The 17,939-nt window shown below is 44.4% G+C and carries 18 protein-coding genes; 16 read left to right on the top strand and 2 right to left on the bottom strand.

The genetic code is table 11. The features are described from left to right. Positions 1-97 precede the first annotated feature (97 nt). Genes ACZ5Q0_RS03880 through ACZ5Q0_RS03865 form a run of 4 tightly spaced genes read left to right on the top strand, consistent with a single transcriptional unit; the run spans position 98 to position 3,503 of the window. Positions 98-973: a branched-chain amino acid ABC transporter permease gene (locus ACZ5Q0_RS03880; protein ID WP_446819263.1), complete on the top strand. Its 876-nt coding sequence runs from the start codon at positions 98-100 to the stop codon at positions 971-973. Further along, on the top strand, positions 974-1,870 hold the full coding sequence (locus tag ACZ5Q0_RS03875) for a branched-chain amino acid ABC transporter permease (protein WP_464827256.1): 897 nt from the start codon (positions 974-976) through the stop codon (positions 1,868-1,870). It begins immediately after the preceding gene. Beyond that, a complete protein-coding gene (locus ACZ5Q0_RS03870) occupies positions 1,858-2,622 on the top strand; it encodes an ABC transporter ATP-binding protein (protein WP_446819265.1) in 765 nt (254 codons plus the stop codon). The genes ACZ5Q0_RS03875 and ACZ5Q0_RS03870 overlap by 13 nt, the downstream gene beginning before the upstream one ends. Further along, the gene (locus ACZ5Q0_RS03865) at positions 2,619-3,503 is read left to right on the top strand and encodes a DMT family transporter (protein ID WP_446819266.1); all 885 of its coding nucleotides are present in this window, start codon (positions 2,619-2,621) and stop codon (positions 3,501-3,503) included. The genes ACZ5Q0_RS03870 and ACZ5Q0_RS03865 overlap by 4 nt, the downstream gene beginning before the upstream one ends. Here ACZ5Q0_RS03865 and ACZ5Q0_RS03860 read toward each other — a convergent pair. Then, positions 3,500-4,456: a SpoIID/LytB domain-containing protein gene (locus tag ACZ5Q0_RS03860; RefSeq protein ID WP_447182729.1), complete on the bottom strand. Its 957-nt coding sequence runs from the start codon at positions 4,454-4,456 to the stop codon at positions 3,500-3,502. The genes ACZ5Q0_RS03865 and ACZ5Q0_RS03860 overlap by 4 nt on opposite strands. A gap of 148 nt (positions 4,457-4,604) precedes the next feature. Between ACZ5Q0_RS03860 and ACZ5Q0_RS03855 the strand changes: the two genes are divergently transcribed. From ACZ5Q0_RS03855 to ACZ5Q0_RS03845, 3 genes are all read left to right on the top strand, one after another. Further along, the gene (locus ACZ5Q0_RS03855) at positions 4,605-5,063 is read left to right on the top strand and encodes a tRNA (cytidine(34)-2'-O)-methyltransferase (protein ID WP_446819268.1); all 459 of its coding nucleotides are present in this window, start codon (positions 4,605-4,607) and stop codon (positions 5,061-5,063) included. A 191-nt stretch (positions 5,064-5,254) separates the two neighbouring features. After that, positions 5,255-6,520, top strand: coding sequence for an HD-GYP domain-containing protein (locus ACZ5Q0_RS03850; RefSeq protein ID WP_447182728.1), 1,266 nt, complete (start codon positions 5,255-5,257; stop codon positions 6,518-6,520). 47 nt (positions 6,521-6,567) lie between these two features. Beyond that, a complete protein-coding gene (locus ACZ5Q0_RS03845) occupies positions 6,568-7,485 on the top strand; it encodes a GGDEF domain-containing response regulator (protein WP_446819270.1) in 918 nt (305 codons plus the stop codon). Between the two features lie 81 nt (positions 7,486-7,566). On the opposite strand, the gene ACZ5Q0_RS03840 is transcribed toward ACZ5Q0_RS03845, so the two are convergent. Beyond that, positions 7,567-7,740, bottom strand: coding sequence for a 4Fe-4S binding protein (locus tag ACZ5Q0_RS03840; protein ID WP_446819271.1), 174 nt, complete (start codon positions 7,738-7,740; stop codon positions 7,567-7,569). Between the two features lie 421 nt (positions 7,741-8,161). Between ACZ5Q0_RS03840 and ACZ5Q0_RS03835 the strand changes: the two genes are divergently transcribed. The 9 genes from ACZ5Q0_RS03835 to ACZ5Q0_RS03795 all read left to right on the top strand — a co-directional run bounded on the left by ACZ5Q0_RS03835 (position 8,162) and on the right by ACZ5Q0_RS03795 (position 17,934). Next, positions 8,162-8,824, top strand: a complete 663-nt coding sequence (locus ACZ5Q0_RS03835; protein ID WP_447182727.1) for a thiamine diphosphokinase — start codon at positions 8,162-8,164, stop codon at positions 8,822-8,824. Positions 8,825-8,871: 47 nt separating this feature from the next. Further along, positions 8,872-9,741, top strand: a complete 870-nt coding sequence (gene cdaA / locus ACZ5Q0_RS03830) for a diadenylate cyclase CdaA (protein ID WP_447182726.1) — start codon at positions 8,872-8,874, stop codon at positions 9,739-9,741. Continuing rightward, complete coding sequence (locus tag ACZ5Q0_RS03825; RefSeq protein ID WP_446819274.1) at positions 9,644-10,639, top strand: CdaR family protein; 996 nt, start codon at positions 9,644-9,646, stop codon at positions 10,637-10,639. The genes cdaA and ACZ5Q0_RS03825 overlap by 98 nt, the downstream gene beginning before the upstream one ends. Continuing rightward, positions 10,636-12,285: an NAD(P)/FAD-dependent oxidoreductase gene (locus ACZ5Q0_RS03820; protein WP_447182725.1), complete on the top strand. Its 1,650-nt coding sequence runs from the start codon at positions 10,636-10,638 to the stop codon at positions 12,283-12,285. The genes ACZ5Q0_RS03825 and ACZ5Q0_RS03820 overlap by 4 nt, the downstream gene beginning before the upstream one ends. 46 nt (positions 12,286-12,331) lie before the next feature. After that, entirely contained in the window at positions 12,332-13,684 is a 1,353-nt protein-coding gene (glmM, locus tag ACZ5Q0_RS03815; protein ID WP_447182724.1) for a phosphoglucosamine mutase, read from the top strand. Between the two features lie 706 nt (positions 13,685-14,390). Continuing rightward, a complete protein-coding gene (gene glmS / locus ACZ5Q0_RS03810; protein ID WP_447182723.1) occupies positions 14,391-16,208 on the top strand; it encodes a glutamine--fructose-6-phosphate transaminase (isomerizing) in 1,818 nt (605 codons plus the stop codon). Positions 16,209-16,500: 292 nt separating this feature from the next. Continuing rightward, positions 16,501-16,713 (top strand): helix-turn-helix domain-containing protein, encoded by a 213-nt coding sequence (locus ACZ5Q0_RS03805; RefSeq protein ID WP_446819278.1) that lies wholly within the window; start codon positions 16,501-16,503, stop codon positions 16,711-16,713. A 39-nt stretch (positions 16,714-16,752) separates the two neighbouring features. After that, positions 16,753-17,355: a DUF1819 family protein gene (locus tag ACZ5Q0_RS03800; RefSeq protein ID WP_446819279.1), complete on the top strand. Its 603-nt coding sequence runs from the start codon at positions 16,753-16,755 to the stop codon at positions 17,353-17,355. Then, positions 17,356-17,934 (top strand): DUF1788 domain-containing protein, encoded by a 579-nt coding sequence (locus tag ACZ5Q0_RS03795; protein WP_446819280.1) that lies wholly within the window; start codon positions 17,356-17,358, stop codon positions 17,932-17,934. Positions 17,935-17,939 lie beyond the last annotated feature (5 nt).

Genomic DNA, 17,939 nt, shown 5'->3' with positions numbered 1-17,939 from the left:
CGGACGGGCCATTATTGAGACTATATAGAGTTTAAAACAGGCCTAATTTATCTGTGCTAAACTGTGTATAGTCAAATTGCAACAGGGGAGGAAGCTTATGTTCTGGGAGCAACTGTTAAACGGTATTACCCTGGGCAGTACCTATGCCCTTATAGCCCTGGGGTATACCATGGTATATGGCATTATTCAGTTAATTAACTTTGCCCATGGTGAAGTTTACATGATCGGGGCTTTTGTGGGCCTTTTTATGGTCAGTGCTTTAGGACTGAATATATTTATCGCGCTTTTAGGGGCCATGCTGTGTTGTATGGTCCTGGGGATGTTTATTGAGAGGGTGGCTTACCGGCCTTTAAGGGGGAAGTCTACCCGTCTTTCTGCTCTGATCAGTGCTATTGGAGTTTCGATTTTTCTTTCTACCCTTATGGCTCTGATTGCCAAAACTAATACCCGCAGCTATCCTGAAGTTATTGCTCGTCATACCTATCATTTAGGGGCTATGGATATTTCTTCATTACAGATAATTATCCTGGGTGTCTCTGCTATTCTGATGGTAGGCCTTCAGTTTATGATCCAGAAAACCCGTATTGGTAAAGCTATGCGTGCTTCCTCCCAGGATCTGGATGCTTCTTTTTTAATGGGGATTAACGTAAACCGGGTAATTTCTTTTACATTTGCTATCGGATCAGCTCTAGCTGCAGCTGGTGGGGTTATGGTAGGCATTTACTATAATGCGGTATGGCCTTATATGGGTATGATGGCTGGTTTGAAGGCGTTTGCTGCAGCGGTTTTAGGCGGTATTGGTTCCATACCCGGGGCTATGATTGGGGGTATAACCCTGGGAGTTATGGAAATCATGGGGGTGGCTTACTTGTCATCCTCCTACAAAGATGCTATTGCCTTTGGCATTCTCATACTAGTGTTGCTAGTTCGGCCCCAGGGGATACTGGGCCAAAAGATGACCAAAAAAGTGTAGGTGAAGAATTTGGACGCATATTTGATGCAATATATTGATCCATATTATTTAAGAATACTTATTTTAATAGGCATTAATATCATTCTGGCTCTGGGGCTTAATATCATTACCGGGGTAACCGGACAACTATCCATGGGACATGCTGGATTTATGAGTTTAGGAGCATATACATCGGCAATCCTTTCATTGCAGTTAGGAGTACCCTTCTGGATAGCCTTATTAGGGGGGGCCTTTATGGCAGCCTTTTTTGGCTTTTTAATAGGTATTCCTACCCTCCGATTGGAAGGTGACTACCTGGCCATGGTAACCATAGGTTTTGCGGAAATTATCAGGGTGTTTTTCCTGAATTTTGAACCCGGGGGTAAGGCGGTTGGTCTAGCTGGGATTCCGCAGAATACCAATTTTTCCGTGGTAGTCCTTCTGGTGATAATAGTCATTTTCTTAAATGCCCGGCTGTTAAACTCCCGGATGGGAAGAGCCTTGTATGCTATCAGAGAAGACGAAATTGCGGCCGAGTCCTGCGGAGTTAATACTACCGGTTTTAAGGTTATGGCTTTTGCTTTGGGATCCTTTCTAGGCGGACTGGGGGGTGGCTTATATGCCCACTATATGTTTTTTATCAATCCTCAGGACTTCGGTTTTATGAAATCTATTGAATTGTTGAATATGGTAGTTCTAGGTGGTATGGGTAGTATCCCCGGTACTATCCTGGGGGCCATTATTCTTACCTTGGCCCCGGAACTTTTAAGGGTAGTAGCTGAGTATCGCCTGCTGTTCTACGGAGCTTTACTAGTTATTTTGATGATTTTCCGGCCTAACGGTTTACTGGGGGATGTGCGTATATATGATATCCGTAAGCGCTGGTGGAAAAAAGAGGTGAAAACATGTCAATCCTGACCCTGCAGGAAATAAGCCAGGAATTTGGCGGGCTGCGCGCCCTGAATGCTGTGGACCTGATGGTAGAGGAAAAGCAGATTTACGGTATTATTGGACCTAACGGTGCAGGAAAGACGACTCTTTTTAATATTATCACCGGAATCTATATTCCCACCGAAGGTACGCTGATGTTTAAAGATCAAAAACTCAACGGTATCGCCCCATACCGGATTGCCCGGCTAGGTATTGCCCGGACTTTTCAGAATATTCGTTTGTTTCCTAAGCTGTCGGTGCTGGATAATGTCCGGGTAGGCAGACATGGTATAACCCGCAGCGGTTTATTAAACAGTATGTTGAGCTTGCCGTGGGCCCGTCGTGAAGAAAAGGAAATAAGGGAAAAGGCCGGCTACCTGTTGGACTTAGTAGGGCTTTATGACAAATCTATGGAGTATGCCGTTAATCTGGCCTACGGAGAGCAAAGGCGCTTGGAGATTGCCAGGGCCTTAGCTTTAGACCCTAGCCTGCTTCTGTTGGATGAGCCGGCGGCCGGGATGAATAGTACCGAAAAGGTTGAACTAATGGAGCTGATTTATAATATTCGGGAAAAAATGAGTTTAACCATTCTGCTGGTTGAACACGATATGAACCTGGTTATGAATATATGTGAACGGATTGCCGTTCTTGATTACGGCAGGAAGATCGCTGACGGTTCGCCTGAGCAGGTAAAAAACGACGAAAGAGTCATTCAATCTTATCTGGGTGTGGAAGCATGAGAAACACCCCGGTATACCTGGCCATAGTTTTCGGAGTAGTTTGTATGTCTACTTCGTCTATAATGATCCGGCTTTGTAGTGCACCAGCTATGGCTATTGCCTTGTACCGGGTGATATTTACTGTAGGGATAGCTGCCGCCCTGGAAGGCAAATATATTAAAAGCCATATCGCCCGGATAGAACACCGGGATCTTCTTTTTATTGTGGGGTCGGGATTTTTTCTGGCCCTGCATTTTGCATTTTGGATTACTTCGCTGGAATACACCAGCGTTTCCAGTTCAGTATTGTTTACTAACCTGCAGGTTATTTTTGTACTTATATTCTCGGCCTTTTTTTTAAAGGAAAAAGTTAACAGCCGGGTATTGGGGGGAATTTTGATTGCCCTGACCGGCAGTGCCCTGATTGCAGGTGGTGATTGGCAAATGGGCCGATTTATAGGGGATATGTTGGCTCTGGCCAGTGGATTTTTTGTAGCTATTTATTTTCTCATTGGCAGAAATATTAGAGCTCGGGTAAGAACTATAACTTATACATTGCTAATCTCCGCTGTGGCCGGGTTGGTTTTGCTGATCAGTTGCCTGGGGATGGGAACTCAGCTTACAGGTTTTCCCGGACTGGACTGGCTGTTATTTATCCTTATGGCACTAGGGCCAGGAATTGGAGGACATACTGTTCTTAACTGGGCATTAAAATATGTAAAGGCTCCCGTAGTCGCAGTTTCTATTTTGGGGGAAGCGGTGGGAGCCAGTATATTAGCCTACTTAATTTTTAATGAAGCTCTGTTGTGGTACCAGTTAATAGGCGGAGCCTTTATTTTAACCGGAATCTATACTGCGGTTGCTAATGAGCGTACAGGTACCACTGGAAACGCAAAAATTTAACTATATAGCTGGGTAAACTGTACCCGGGGAAAATAGTGCTGCACAATGGTACGGGCCTGGTGCCCTTTTTTAGCCATAGCCCAGGCTCCCCACTGTTCCATGCCTACCCCATGTCCCCAGCCACTGCCTTTAAAGACAATATCATTACCTTGTAGCTTTACACTGTTCAGGTTGGTGGAATAAAGACGGTCAAATCCTATTTCCTGGCGCAGGTCTACCGCTTTAATGGAAGCCTTACCAGCGCTGATGGTAGTTGCCCTGCCCGAGGGACCCCGTTCACTTATCTTAATATCGTCCAGGTTACCGGCCTGGCTGCCCATGATATTTTTTACCTTCCAGCGGGGCACCTTAACCGTCCAATTACGGTATTTGGCTGGAGCATATTTAATACCTTCAGTTTTAACTGAGACTATATAAGGAGTTTTGCGGGCTAATTTTGGAAAGCCCTCTGCCATAGTAGCCGTTTTTCCATCGGAAGCTGCGTGGAACAAAGCGTGAACAAATTTACCCTGGTAGGTCAATACCTGCCCCCGGGTTTCTTCCACAGCCCGGGATATATCAGGGGTAATCATCTTAGGGTCGTAGGCCTGAAATTCAGTATGATTATCACTGGCATCCGTATTATGCTTATCACGGGTCCCGTTTTCATACTCTAGTAATGCCAGGGTGGTGGTGCGGGCTACAATGGCCTGAGCTTTCAAAGCCTCCAGGGGGAATTTAGGACCTATTTCCGCTGCTACCACTCCTTTAAGATATTCTTCTAATTTTATTTCCTCGGTTTTCCCGGTTTCACTACGATAAAGGCTAATAGTAGGTTCTTGTTTATATTTAGCTACTTCCGGGGCCAGGCGGGGAGCTTCAGGTTTTTTAGCCTGTTTTTGACATCCGGCCAGGGTAAATAATAGGGCGGTAACTAGGATTCCCGCCAGCCATTTTTTAGGTAATGGTAACACTCCCATCTCTCCTTTAGTTTTTTTTAGTTTTTCCCGGGTGATTTTTGTTATGAGTGGCAATGTTTTGTATAATTTTTTTAGGTTTTATTAGCAATCAGCCGTAACGGCGCTAATGAATAAATAATTCCAACTAGGGAGGGACCATCTTTTGCATATTGTTCTGGTCGAACCGGAAATACCCCAGAATACTGGTAACATCGCTCGTACCTGTGCCCTAACCCGTTCTACATTACATCTGGTCAAACCACTTGGTTTTTCTATTTCCGATCGCTATTTAAAAAGGGCGGGGCTGGATTATTGGGACAAAGTAGAGGTTAAAGTATGGGAGAATTTTGAGGAGGTTTTATATCATTATCCGGAGGGTAATAAATACCTGGCTACCACTAAAGCTGAACACTCCTACCATGAGGTTAATTACAGCCTAAGTGATATGGTGGTTTTTGGAGCGGAAAGCCGGGGCTTATCTCCATCGATTTTAAAAAGGTTTCCGGAGCAGCTTATACGGATTCCTATGCTGGATATAGGGCGCTCCTTGAACTTAAGTAACTCGGCAGCCATAATTATTTATGAAGCTTTGCGCCAGATGAATTTTCCGGGATTAAGATAAAAACAGGCATTAGAGGAGGAAAGAGGCTAATTAATGCCGGCTTTTTCTGCTTATTACTGTAAGATGTGAAATCCAGGGTAAGTAGTATAATATTATTGTGGACCTGGACTTACGGAAAAATCATGCAGGGGAACGAACATTATCCAGGAATCAATATAATCCCATATCAACTGTTAAATAGGGAGGTAGTTATGCTACTTAAAGAACCCGATATTGGTTTATTGGATCTTAGTGTGAGCTTGTCTGAGGCAGTGGACCTGGTGAGTCCTAATGTGGCTAATCATCATAAACAGGTAGCCTATATTGCATCCAGTATTGCGGCTCAGGTGGGAATGAATGAAAATCAGCAAGCAGATCTGGCTATGGCCGGGGCTTTACACGATATAGGGGCTTTATCTCTGGAAGAAAGAGTCAATGCGCTGAATTTTGAGGATACTATGGCTTCTGAACATGCCGAAATTGGTTACCAGTTATTAAAACAGTTCCAGCCATTAGCACAGGTGGCTAAGCTGATTCGTTACCATCATACTAATTGGAACAGTGTTCATGGTAAAGAAATGCCGGAAGAGCTAGTCCCAGAAGGCAGCCATATCCTGCATCTGGCGGACCGGATCTCCGTATTGATTAGCCCACAAGCCTGTATTCTGGAACAGGTGGATAATGTGGTAAACAGGATAAAGAAATATAGCGGCACCCGTTTTGTGCCTGAGTATGTGGATGCTTTTAGGGAATTATCTCAATGCGAATACTTCTGGATGGATATCAGATCGCCATCCATTAATTACATACTTTCCCGACGATTTCATGGTAACAGAATAAGGCTAACCATGGATGATTTGATTGATCTGGCCAAAATATTTGCCCGCATTATAGACTTCAGGAGTCCTTTGAATGCTACCCATTCCAGCGGGGTAGCTACAGTAGCAGAAACCCTGGTACGTAAAGTGGGTTTTTCCGAGCTGGAATCTAAAATGATGAGGGCAGCCGGGTATTTTCATGATCTGGGCAAACTGGCCGTTCCTCCTCATATATTGGAAAAGCCAGGCCGGTTAACTGAGCGGGAGTTTTTAGTTATAAAACAGCATCCTTACTATACTTACAGTATTCTGGGGAATTTTAAAGAACTGAATATTATCAATGCCTGGGCATCTTTCCATCACGAACGTCTGGATGGGTCAGGTTATCCTTTTCATTTAAAAGAAAAGGATCTGCCGGTTGGCTCCCAGATCATGGCTGTAGCTGACGTATTTACTGCTATCAGTGAAGACCGTCCTTACCGCTCGGGAATGAACCACCAGGAAGCGGAAAAAACCTTGTACAGGATGGTAGCTGATGGAGCCATCAATAATGATGTAGTCCGGTTATTGTTTACCAATTATGAAGAAATAAATCAAGCCAGAATTGAGGCCCAATTAGCGTCTGCTCATGAATATCAGAACCTGAAGGATCCTATGTAATTATTAATGATGCTAGTAGATGTTTAAATTATTTGGAGTTGATGAGTGTGAAGGTTTTAATAGCTGATGATGATGCATTATCCCGGCATATACTGCAAGATGCTCTATGCTCCTGGGGGTATGAGGTTATGGTTACCTGCAATGGGGATGAAGCCTGGCAGGTTCTAAAACAGGATAAATATCCTAACCTGGTGATTCTTGATTGGGTAATGCCCGGTCTGGAGGGCATAGAAATATGTCAGCGTATCCGGCAAAGGTGTAAGGCGCGCTATATTTATGTAATTATGCTTACTGCCCGGAACAGTCATGAGGATATAGTCCGGGGCCTGGAAGCGGGAGCAGATGATTATATGGTCAAGCCCTTCCATCATGAAGAACTTAAATCCCGGCTTAAAATTGGACGACGGGTTATCGAACTGGAGGAGCGTATTTTGCAGATGGCCCGTACAGACTATCTGACTGGTTTGCTAAACCGGGGTGCCTTTATGGAAAGATTAGAGGGTGAGATTAGCCGGTCCTGGAGGGATGGACAAAACCTGGGGATCATTATTATAGATATTGATCACTTTAAGGCGGTTAATGATCGCTATGGACACCAGGTAGGTGATCTGGTTTTACGGGATTTTAGTCACTGTTTGGCTAGTATGTGCCGGAGTTATGATTTTGTAGGGCGTTATGGGGGAGAAGAGTTTATCGTTAGCTTGCCCGGGGCTGATTGCCAGGAAACCACCCAGGTAGCAGAAAGAATCCGCCAGCGGGTAGCAGAAAATACCACCTATACCGCGGAAGCAGGTATAAAGGTTACGGCCAGTTTTGGTATTGCCGCCATTATGCCTGAACAGATTAAAAATGCTGATGAGCTGATTTATAAAGCGGATCAGGCATTGTATGAGGCTAAAGAAAGGGGAAGAAATCAGGTAGTCCGCTGCAGAAGCTGTAAATACGGGTGCAGTAGAACTAAATAAAAAAGTGAGAAGTATAAAAAACCCGGCAAAGCCGGGTTTTTTTAGCGAGATTAAAATAAAAGTTGGGGTGATGCCCAATAATTACTCGCCTGGCTGGGGTGCCTCTACCGGACACACATCAGCGCAGGAACCACACTCGGTGCAGAGCTCAGGATCAATTTCGTATTTATCGTCTCCCTCGCTGATGGCTTCTACGGGGCATTCGTCAGCACATACTCCGCAGGAAATGCATTCATCGGTTATTACATAAGACATAGTGTTACCTCCTTTGCTACAAATCAATTAATTGCATTATAGTTAACGCATTTTTTTTTGTCAATTAAGTAGACCAAAAACCCAAAAGCCAGGTGAAAATAGTACTAATCAGGCCTAACATACTAAACCGCGCAGTATTGCATTATTGAATAGGGGACATTATACCCGCCTGACCAGGGGAATTAAACAAAATCATTTATATTTATACCATACTTCAGTACTTTTTATATCGTCAATAATAAGACTAACCAGGAAGGTGGCAGGTTTATATAATTAAAAGGCAGCAAGTAGGGATTAACTTTGCCTGGCCTATAATTCTGTTATAATATGTAGCATAGATTATAGACATAAATTTGATTATATAATGTTAGTTTGATCGAGGGTTTCACAGTGAAGAAATTGATATACAGGAGAACTGATCATGAAAGCGGTAATTATGGCTAATGGGGAATATGGATCCCTTAATGGTTATAAATCTATATTCAAGGACCTGGACCTTATTATATGTTCAGACGGAGGTGCTAACTACGCCTATCAAATAGGCCTAGTGCCTGATTATATTGTTGGCGATATGGACTCTATTGCCCCGGAGGTCAGAGAACATTATAACCGTATGCAGGTGCCGTTAAAAAGATATCCTAAAAGGAAGGACTTTACTGATACCCAGTTAGCCATGTCCCTGGCGGAAAACCTGGGAGTAAACCAGATAGTGTTTACTGGTACTATTGGTAAGCGCCTTGATCATACCCTTTCTAATCTTTATTGTTGTCTGGAACAAGTCCACAAAGGTCTAAAGGTCATGCATTACCACCCGGATTACCAGGTATATTTGTTTACAGGGAAATTGGAGATACAAGGAAAGCCCGGGGACATTGTTTCCGTATTAGCTCTTAGTGATTGTTGTCAGGGAGTTTCGGAAAAAGGATTTCAGTATCCTTTGGAAGATGTAGTACTAGAGAAAAAAAACCCCTACGCCATTTCTAATGTTCTAGCTGATACCGTGGGTATAATAACGGTACAGGAAGGAATTCTGGCCGTTATTCACTACCGGGAAATTACCCCATCATCCGGTGACAGCTTATAGGACGTATTTGGATTTTAGGTAAATATCATTTACGGAGGTCAGGGTAGTTGGATCTCAGCTTTTTATCCGGGGTTTTTGCCAGCCCCTGGGATATTATCCGCAGCTTAATAGACATAGCGATAGTTGCCTATATATTTTATCGGATCCTGGGGGTAATTCGCGGAACACGGGCAGAACAGCTCTTAAAAGGGCTGACCATTTTGCTGGTGTTTTCTGTTGCCGCCAGTGCCATTAAACTGGAAATGGTAAACTGGCTTATTGAAAAGTTATGGATCTTGTTTGCTATTACTTTGCCAATCGTTTTTCAGCCTGAATTACGTCGTCTGTTGGAACAGCTAGGGCGGGGAAGGTTCTTTATGCATGGCCGTGATGCCCGGGAGGAAATGGCAGAATACCAAAATGTTATACGTGAGATCGGAGATGCTGCTGCCGTACTATCCCGCAACCGGGTAGGGGCTTTGATTATTCTTACCCGGGATACTGATATCAATGAATACCTGGATAGCGGAGTACACATGGATTCGCTAGTGTCTTCCGGTTTATTAATTAATATTTTTGTTCCCAATACTCCCCTACATGACGGGGCGGTTGTTATTAGCGGCGGGCGTATCCAGCGGGCCGCCTGTTTTATTCCCTTAAGTGATAATCCATACCTTGACAAGGAATTAGGTACCAGGCACCGGGCCGGACTAGGAATTACCGAAGTCTCTGATGCCATAGCAGTTATTGTATCTGAGGAAACCGGAGCTATTTCCGTGGCAGTAGGTGGAAGATTACAGCGCTATCTAGATACAGGAGGCTTAAAGGAGCTGTTAAAAGATGAAATGGGAAGCCGGGAACGGTGGACCGATGCCTTCCGGAGAAGGCGGTCGGGTGGGGGAGAAGCCCCATCAGAAGAAGAGAACCACCAGTCTTAAAATTGTATCTGTTTTTCTCGCTGTTCTCCTCTGGTTTTATGTAATGAATCAGGGACAGTTAAGCGGGGCTACCAATATTATTTCCACTAGACTGGAATATCGCAACGTGGCTGAAGGACTCACAATAGAAGGACCGGAAAATATTTCGGTTAAGCTGTGGGGAGCATTTCAACCGGCAGAAGAGGTTAAGGCCTATGTAGATTTGAACGGGCTGGGAGAAGGTACCTATCAGTTACCGGTTAATGTGGATACGGTCCGGGGTGCGATGTTTAGCACACCACAGCCGAGAACAGTTCAGGTGGAAGTAAAAAAACTAAAAGAACATATTGTATCGGTGCGTTATGAAATAATTCATAATCCGCCGGCTGGTTACCAAGTACTTGATGTAGTAACGGTTCCTGATCGCTGTGTAGTTAAAGGGGAACACGAAGCGGTCAGCCGGGTAAGTTCGGTAATTAGCCCGGTTAACTTAGCTAATGTTACGGACTTAACCACTTTTTCTTCCCGCTTAATCCCCCGGGATGTTAACGGCAATGTAGTTACCGGGGTACGCATTGTACCTGAAACAGTTAAGTTTTATGCGGTGGTAATACCTGATCAGACCAGCCAGAAGGTGCCGGTGAAGGCAATGTTTAGCGGCACCCTGGAAAGTGGTTATGAGATGGGGGAAGTACTAGTAAATCCTAATATGTTAGCTGTTTTAGGAACGCCCCAGCAGGTTAAGAAAATCGCGGAGTTATCTACAAAAGCTATTGATTTAAACGGGAAAAAGTCTTCTTTTACTGAAGTGGTTGATGTAGCCGTCCCCGGGGATATCAAGGTTTATCCAGCCCAAGTTACGGTTAGTGTACAGATTATTGAATCCCCTACTAAGCCGGTTAAAGAGGAAGAAGAATGAAGCTGCGTATACGAGGTATCAGATTACCCCTGGATTATGAGGAACAGGATCTAATCCAGGCGGCAGCCCGCCGGGTAGGTTTAAAGGCAGCCGACTTAAAAAGCCTGGTCAAAGTAAAAAAGGCTGTGGATGCCAGACGGCGCCAGGTTGTTTTTACCTATACAGTAGATGTGGAGCTAGCTGATGATGCTAAACTGGTGCAGGACAAGCTGGACTCGCCGGAGATTACGGTAATAGTCCCCCGGGATAACCTGGTATTAGTACCCGGGCAGCAGTCCTTGCCCCATTCTCCAGTTATTGTAGGTTCTGGGCCAGCCGGGCTTTTCTGTGCATTATTACTAGCCCGTCATGGTTATTGTCCGGTGATAATTGAACGGGGAGAAGATGTGGATCGGCGGATAGAAAAGGTGGAAACCTTCTGGCAGCAGGGAATATTAGATTCTTCCTCTAATACCCAGTTTGGAGAAGGAGGAGCAGGTACCTTTTCCGATGGGAAGCTGACGACCCGTATTGGTGATCTGCGTATTAACTATGTGCTTAAAACCTTTGTTGATCATGGTGCAGATGAGGAGATATTATACCTGAAAAAACCCCACGTAGGTACAGATGTAATTCGTAAAGTAGTAAAAAACATCCGGCAGGAGATTCTGGATCGGGGTGGTCAGGTCTATTTTAAAGCCTGCCTTACTGATATAAGTATTAACCAAACCTATCTGGAAAGCATAATTATAAACAATCAGGTAGAGCTAGACTGTTCGGTACTAGTTTTAGCAGTGGGGCACAGTGCCCGGGATCTTTATCGCCTGTTGGAGAAAAAGGGCGTAACACTAACCCCGAAAGCCTTTGCGGTAGGAGTACGGGCCGAGCATCCTCAGGATTTTATTGACCAGACTCAATATGGTGATTATGCTAGCCACCCCCGGCTGGGAGCAGCCGATTATCATCTTACTTACCAGGACCGGGCTAGGGGGCGTTCCCTGTACACTTTTTGCATGTGCCCGGGGGGATATGTCATTGGGGCAGCCTCATCACCGGGTCAGGTAGTGACTAATGGCATGAGCTTTCGGGCCCGTAATTCAGGAATAGCTAATAGTGCCCTGGTGGTTACTGTAGATCCACGGGATTGGAACTATACCCCTTTAGGGGGAATGGATTTCCAGGAAAAACTGGAGTACCGTGCCTTTGCAATGGGAGGAGATAACTATCAGGCTCCTGCGCAAAAGATGGTCGACTTCCTTAACCGAACCCGCAGCCAGGATTTGAAGGGATCTATAGCCACCTTTAAGCCTGGAGTAGTACCGGTTAACTTATGGGATTTACTGCCCCGGGAAATTTGTCAGGTATTAGAGCAGGGATTAAGATACTGGAACCGCAAAATGCAAGGCTTTATTCATAACCAGGCAGTTCTTACTGGAGTAGAAACTCGTACCTCAGCCCCTTTACGCATAGAGCGAAGTACTGAGCTTAATTCTCTCAATGTGAAAAATCTTTACCCATGCGGAGAGGGGGCCGGCTATGCCGGAGGAATTATTAGTGCGGCTGTGGACGGTCTGCGGGTGGCAGAACAGGTGGTGCAAACCTACCGTAAACCGGAAGGTATAATACAATTGGATGACCCGACCATAATTAATGCCCGTACCCTGTAAGAGTCCGGGCTAATATACTGTATATGTGTTAGGAGGTAGGATTAAAGTGGGGATTTTGTTTGGCACTGATGGTGTTAGAGGTATTGCCAATGTAGAACTAACCCCGGAGAAGGCTTTTGCTCTGGGCCGGGCAGGAAGCTATGTCCTCGCTAAGCGAAGTGGCGGGGATCGGCCGCGTATTCTGGTAGGTAAGGATACCCGCATATCCGGGGATATGTTAGAAGCAGCTCTGGTGGCTGGTATTTGTTCAACTGGTGCCGATGTACTGACAGCGGGAGTAATTCCGACCCCGGCAGTAGCTTATTTAACGCAAAAGTACAGGGCATCCTGCGGAATAGTTATTTCTGCTTCTCATAACCCGGTAGAAGATAACGGTATAAAATTTTTTGGCTCCAGCGGCTACAAGTTACCTGATGACATCGAAGCAGAGATTGAAGAATTAGTACTAAGTGGAACGGAAGGGTTACCACGTCCCAACGGCAAGGATATCGGCCAGGTCTATGATGTTCATGAAGCCCTTAACAATTACCTGTCTTTTATCAGCAGTTGTTATGATCTAAATGAAGACTTGGCAGATCTTAGTATTGTGGTAGATTGTGCCAATGGAGCTGTCTATAAAGCAGGGCCGGAACTGTGGACGCGCCTGGGAGCCCGGGTTATACCCATTAACCACACCCCTAATGGTGTTAATATTAATGATCGCTGTGGTTCCACTCATACCGGGGGACTAAAACGAGCAGTGGTCGAACATAAAGCTGATCTGGGGATAGCCTATGATGGGGATGCGGATCGCTGTATAGTAGTAGATGAACGTGGTGATGAGCTGGACGGAGATTATATAATGGTGATCTGTGCGCTGGATATGCAGCGGCGGGGACTGCTCAAACCTTCTCAGGTAGTAGCTACAGTAATGAGTAATATAGGTCTGGATATTGCCTTGCGGCGTGAGGGTGTTGAAGTAGTAAGCTGCAAGGTAGGTGACCGTTATGTACTGGAAAAGATGCAAGAAACCGGTGCTCTGCTAGGGGGAGAACAGTCTGGACATGTGATTTTCCTCCAACATGCTACTACTGGAGATGGACTGCTTACTTCTCTTAAATTAGTAGAAGCCTTAAAACGCAGTGGATTAACTTTATCCGAGCTGGCCCGGGAAATGGAAAAACAACCCCAGTTATTAGTCAATCTGCGCCTTGAGAACAAAGAGGAAATACTCTCGCATCCAGCTGTTGCCGAAGCCATCAAACAGGCGGAGGGAAAATTAGGGGAATGGGGAAAACTGGTAGTCAGACCTTCGGGAACCGAACCCCTGGTACGTCTCATGGCCCAGGGACCAGAACATTATCTATTGGAGGAAGTGATTGGCGAGATAAGGGAAGTTATCGAAAGGGTGCAGGATTAAAGCTGTTAAACCTGACCAGGGTTTGCTAAACAGCATCAAGAGTAACTTTTGGTAAATGGAGGTGATAGCCTATCTTTGTTAAAGATTTAAGCGCCTGACCCGGAATTATCCATAAGCAGGGTAACCGGGTGACGAGGAGGGGATTTATCGAAATATTCGGCGGATGATCCCCCGGTGTACCACCATCGAAAGTACCGTTCCAAAACCGTGTAGTAATATGCGAACAAAAGCGGTATATGTGGAAACTCCTAAATACCTAACCTTAAAAAGGGCCTGCTCTGGCAGAGCCTGCCCCGGGCTGGGAAGTAAGCAGATGAGTAGCTTAAGCTTCCCGATTCCAGGTCTTTTTTCCCTGTAAAAACGTGGATATAGTTAACCGGATCTATGTCACCTTGGTGACCTGGTCGTCCTATGCCATGGATACGGAAACCATTTAAAGGGTTTTCTGGGATAAATAGCACAATATTAGAAACAATTCTTTAAGCCGGACCTTAATAAAGAATCTGGCAGATAGAAGGATAGTTGCGACTATGTAAACAGAGAAAAACCTCGAAGAAAAGGTTAAGGGTTAACTAAGCAAAAGATTATGACCAGGGGTATAGCTGGTATATTCATTAATATACCGCCCTTTGGGAATATTAAGTTATGCTTAGCTGGACATTTTCACGAGGGGTCTTACCTGAAATAATAGGGAGAGATTAGATATATGTGCGGAATTATGGGATATATCGGACGCAAGAATGGCGTACCGGTTATAATAAATGGTCTTAGCAAACTGGAATACCGCGGCTACGATTCAGCTGGGATATGCATACTGCAGGATAACCAGCTTAAGGTGGTCAAAAAAAAGGGACGCCTGGCTGAGATGGTGCAGGCCCTGGGAGAATCGCCGCAGAGTTCACTGGGAATCGGGCATACCCGCTGGGCTACCCACGGCGTTCCCAGTGATACTAATGCTCATCCTCATCTGGATTGTCAGGGACGGATTGCATTAGTACACAATGGCATCATTGAGAATTATGCCTTACTGCGTAAAGAGCTTATTTTAGAAGGGCATGACTTTGTTTCCGAAACGGATACTGAGGTCTTAGTTCACCTGATAGAAAAATATTACCAGGGCTCATTGGAAGTAGCTCTGCGCCAGGCCTTAACTCAGGTACAGGGAGCTTATGCTCTGGCGGTTATCTGTAGTGATGAACCAGATAAGATAGTGGTAGCTAAAAAAGACAGCCCCCTGATTATAGGACTAGGCGAAAATGAAAACTTTATAGCTTCGGATATTACTGCTATTTTAGGACATACCACATCAGCATATATTCTGGAAGATAACCAATTGGCGGTAGTAACGGCTGATAAGGTGACTATTACCGATCAGGCCGGTAACCTGGTGGAAAAGGACATATTCCCGGTTACCTGGGACCCGATTTCCGCAGAAAAAGGTGGCTATGATCACTTTATGCTAAAGGAAATCCACGAACAGCCTGAAGCAGTACGGCAGACCATGGGGGGTAAGATAAAACAGGGCCGGGTCGATCTGGATGATCCGGAAATTGAGGGCCTATTTGCCGGGGTGAAAAAAATATATATGGTAGCCTGTGGTACGGCTTACCATGCTGGTTTGGTAGGGCGTATTGCCATTGAAAAACTGGCCCGTATCCCGGTGGAAACGGATATTGCTTCTGAATTTCGCTATAGGGAAGTTCTCTGGGAACCTGACCAGCTTATGATTGTCATCAGCCAGTCGGGAGAAACCGCCGATACCCTAGCCGCCCTGCGGGAAGCTAAACGCAACGGGATTAAAGTACTGGCCATTACTAATGTGGTAGGCAGTTCCATGGCCCGGGAAGCCGATAAGGTTATCTATACCTATGCCGGGCCGGAAATAGCGGTGGCCTCCACCAAAGCTTATACAACCCAACTGGTGCTTATGTACCTCCTGGGCCTGCACCTGGCCCGTATCCGGGGAACTATGGATGAAAAAGAACTGGTCCAACTGGGCCGGCAATTAGCGGGAATCGATGTCTGTATCGAAAAAGTGCTGCAACAGGAGCCGAAAATAAAAGAACTGGCCCGGCGTTATACCGGAGTTCAGGACACTTTCTTTTTAGGGCGGGGTTTCGATTATGCAGTAGCTATGGAGGGGGCCCTCAAGTTAAAAGAAATCTCCTATATCCATGCCGAGGCTTATGCTGCCGGAGAACTAAAACACGGTCCTTTAGCCTTGATATTTGAAGGGGTACCGGTATTAACCCTGATAAGCCAGGATTCCCTGGTGGAAAAATCCATGTCCAACATCAAGGAAGTCAAAGCCCGGGGTGCAGTTGTTATCGCCATCTGCAAAGAAAACCTGCAGGAGGAATGTCAGGAATGTGACGAACAAATCCTTTTACCTAACATAAACCCTATCCTGGCTCCCATCGTCGCCGTTGTCCCCCTGCAGATCTTCGCCTACTACATGGCCGTTAACCGGGGAGCCGACGTAGATAAACCCCGCAACCTGGCTAAAAGTGTGACGGTGGAATAGGGGGAGCGGTATAAGGCCATGTCATTGTAATATTAAAATAAAGTTTGATTTTTTATAATAAAGTTTGTCCCAATTCAATTCATTATCCCTCTCCTATTTAGTAGGAGGGGGATTTATTTATTAATGCGCCAAAAGGTAATTGATTAAAAAAGAATACTAAAAAAGTATACTAAAATCTCCGGGAAATAAGAAAAAATCGCAAATTAATATACACTTCTATTGAGAATAACAAAATATATGGTAAAATATAACATATATGCTTTTAAATATTAAAATCAAGAGGTATTAAATTATGGACGTATGCTATAATAAACTATTTAAACTGTTAATTGATAAAGGTATGAAAAAAACTGACTTGCGAATATTAACCGGAATCAGTCCCAACACCTTGACAAAGTTATCAAAGAATAAATACGTTTCAATGGAAGTTTTAGTCAAGATATGCCGTGCGTTGGATTGTGATTTCGGGGATATTGTTGAAGTAGTGAAAAGTTCTGAAAAATGAAAAGCAAACTAATAAGACAAAATATCAGGTGAAATAGATATGGAAAGAAAAGAATATAGTGCAGGAATGGTTAAGCTATCTTTCTGGTTTTGCGAGTTTCGTAAAGTAATTAGACTGCTTGAGAGCGGAAAAACTCTGGTGGAAATTAAGAAATTAAATTTAGAGGAAAATATATTCTCTGCTCCTACACAGGCAAGGGCAATTCAAATTTTTAATACAGTTTCGAATCGTGTAAAAGGTTTAGATTCGTCGTTTTATAAACTATTCGAGAATAGCGATCTGTCCACGCAAAAAATTATTGTACTAATCGCAATTATGCAGACGGATAGGCTATTCTTTGATTTTGTTTATGAGGTTTATAGAGAAAAACTGATTATTGGCAATGACGATATGGCCGATAGCGATATCCGAATTTTCTTTAAGAACAAGCAATTGCAGAGTGAAAAGGTTGCAAAATGGACAGATTATACGCTTAAACGGTTGGGCACCTGTTATAAGACAATGCTTATGGAAGCTGGTTTGATAGGTCGCTCTTCCGGAACTAGAAAAATTTTAAAACCTATTTTAGATAATGCTTTGGAAGAATGTCTTAGAAGCAATGGCATGGAAATAACAATTCGTGCCTTAACGGGGGTGAGATAAATGCCTAGTTTGGAAGAAAGATTAGACAAAGCCGAGCGTATGATGAAAACGCCTAGTTTTCGCCAGAATAAAGGCCTTGGAAATGAAGTCGGCTATTACATTTTTGATTACCCAGCAGAGCAAGAATTAGTCGTTAGAGAACGAATCGAATATTTGAAAGCAAAAAATGCAAAGTCTACCGATGGTTTTGAATTGGTAGTCTTTGATCTTTATGATATTGTGATCGATATACTGGAGCAGGAAGGATTTATGGAGCAGTGCTTCCAGTTTGAAAAGAACAAAGGGATGGCTCACATCGTAAAGGCAGTCGGAAATTTACTGCAGATCGATAATGATGCTGGCATGATTGTTCAGTATATTCAGGAGCGTACACCGGAGGAGGCAGTTATATTTTTAACCGGCATCGGAAAATGCTATCCGTTACTTCGGTCACACAAGATATTAAACAACTTACATCAAGTGATTGACCGTGTGCCCGTTGTGATGTTTTACCCGGGAAAATATGACGGGCAGGAGCTGGTCCTTTTTTCCGAAATTAAAGACGACAACTATTATAGAGCATTCCGGCTCGTTGATTAAGGAGT

The sequence above is a fragment of the Syntrophomonas erecta subsp. sporosyntropha genome (assembly GCF_055395365.1).
Note: the sequence above shows the minus strand (reverse complement) of the source record. Positions and strands in the feature narration are given on the sequence as shown.

Excerpts from the sequence above, each read along its gene's own strand:
- ACZ5Q0_RS03865 (WP_446819266.1), top strand. The coding sequence starts at position 2,619 with ATGAGAAACACCCCGGTATACCTGGCCATAGTTTTCGGAGTAGTTTGT.
- ACZ5Q0_RS03805 (WP_446819278.1), top strand. The coding sequence starts at position 16,501 with ATGGACGTATGCTATAATAAACTATTTAAACTGTTAATTGATAAAGGT.
- ACZ5Q0_RS03835 (WP_447182727.1), top strand. The coding sequence starts at position 8,162 with ATGAAAGCGGTAATTATGGCTAATGGGGAATATGGATCCCTTAATGGT.
- ACZ5Q0_RS03840 (WP_446819271.1), bottom strand. The coding sequence starts at position 7,740 with ATGTCTTATGTAATAACCGATGAATGCATTTCCTGCGGAGTATGTGCT.
- ACZ5Q0_RS03820 (WP_447182725.1), top strand. The coding sequence starts at position 10,636 with ATGAAGCTGCGTATACGAGGTATCAGATTACCCCTGGATTATGAGGAA.
- ACZ5Q0_RS03880 (WP_446819263.1), top strand. The coding sequence starts at position 98 with ATGTTCTGGGAGCAACTGTTAAACGGTATTACCCTGGGCAGTACCTAT.
- ACZ5Q0_RS03800 (WP_446819279.1), top strand. The coding sequence starts at position 16,753 with ATGGAAAGAAAAGAATATAGTGCAGGAATGGTTAAGCTATCTTTCTGG.
- ACZ5Q0_RS03870 (WP_446819265.1), top strand. The coding sequence starts at position 1,858 with ATGTCAATCCTGACCCTGCAGGAAATAAGCCAGGAATTTGGCGGGCTG.
- ACZ5Q0_RS03850 (WP_447182728.1), top strand. The coding sequence starts at position 5,255 with ATGCTACTTAAAGAACCCGATATTGGTTTATTGGATCTTAGTGTGAGC.
- glmS (WP_447182723.1), top strand. The coding sequence starts at position 14,391 with ATGTGCGGAATTATGGGATATATCGGACGCAAGAATGGCGTACCGGTT.
- ACZ5Q0_RS03825 (WP_446819274.1), top strand. The coding sequence starts at position 9,644 with ATGAAATGGGAAGCCGGGAACGGTGGACCGATGCCTTCCGGAGAAGGC.
- ACZ5Q0_RS03795 (WP_446819280.1), top strand. The coding sequence starts at position 17,356 with ATGCCTAGTTTGGAAGAAAGATTAGACAAAGCCGAGCGTATGATGAAA.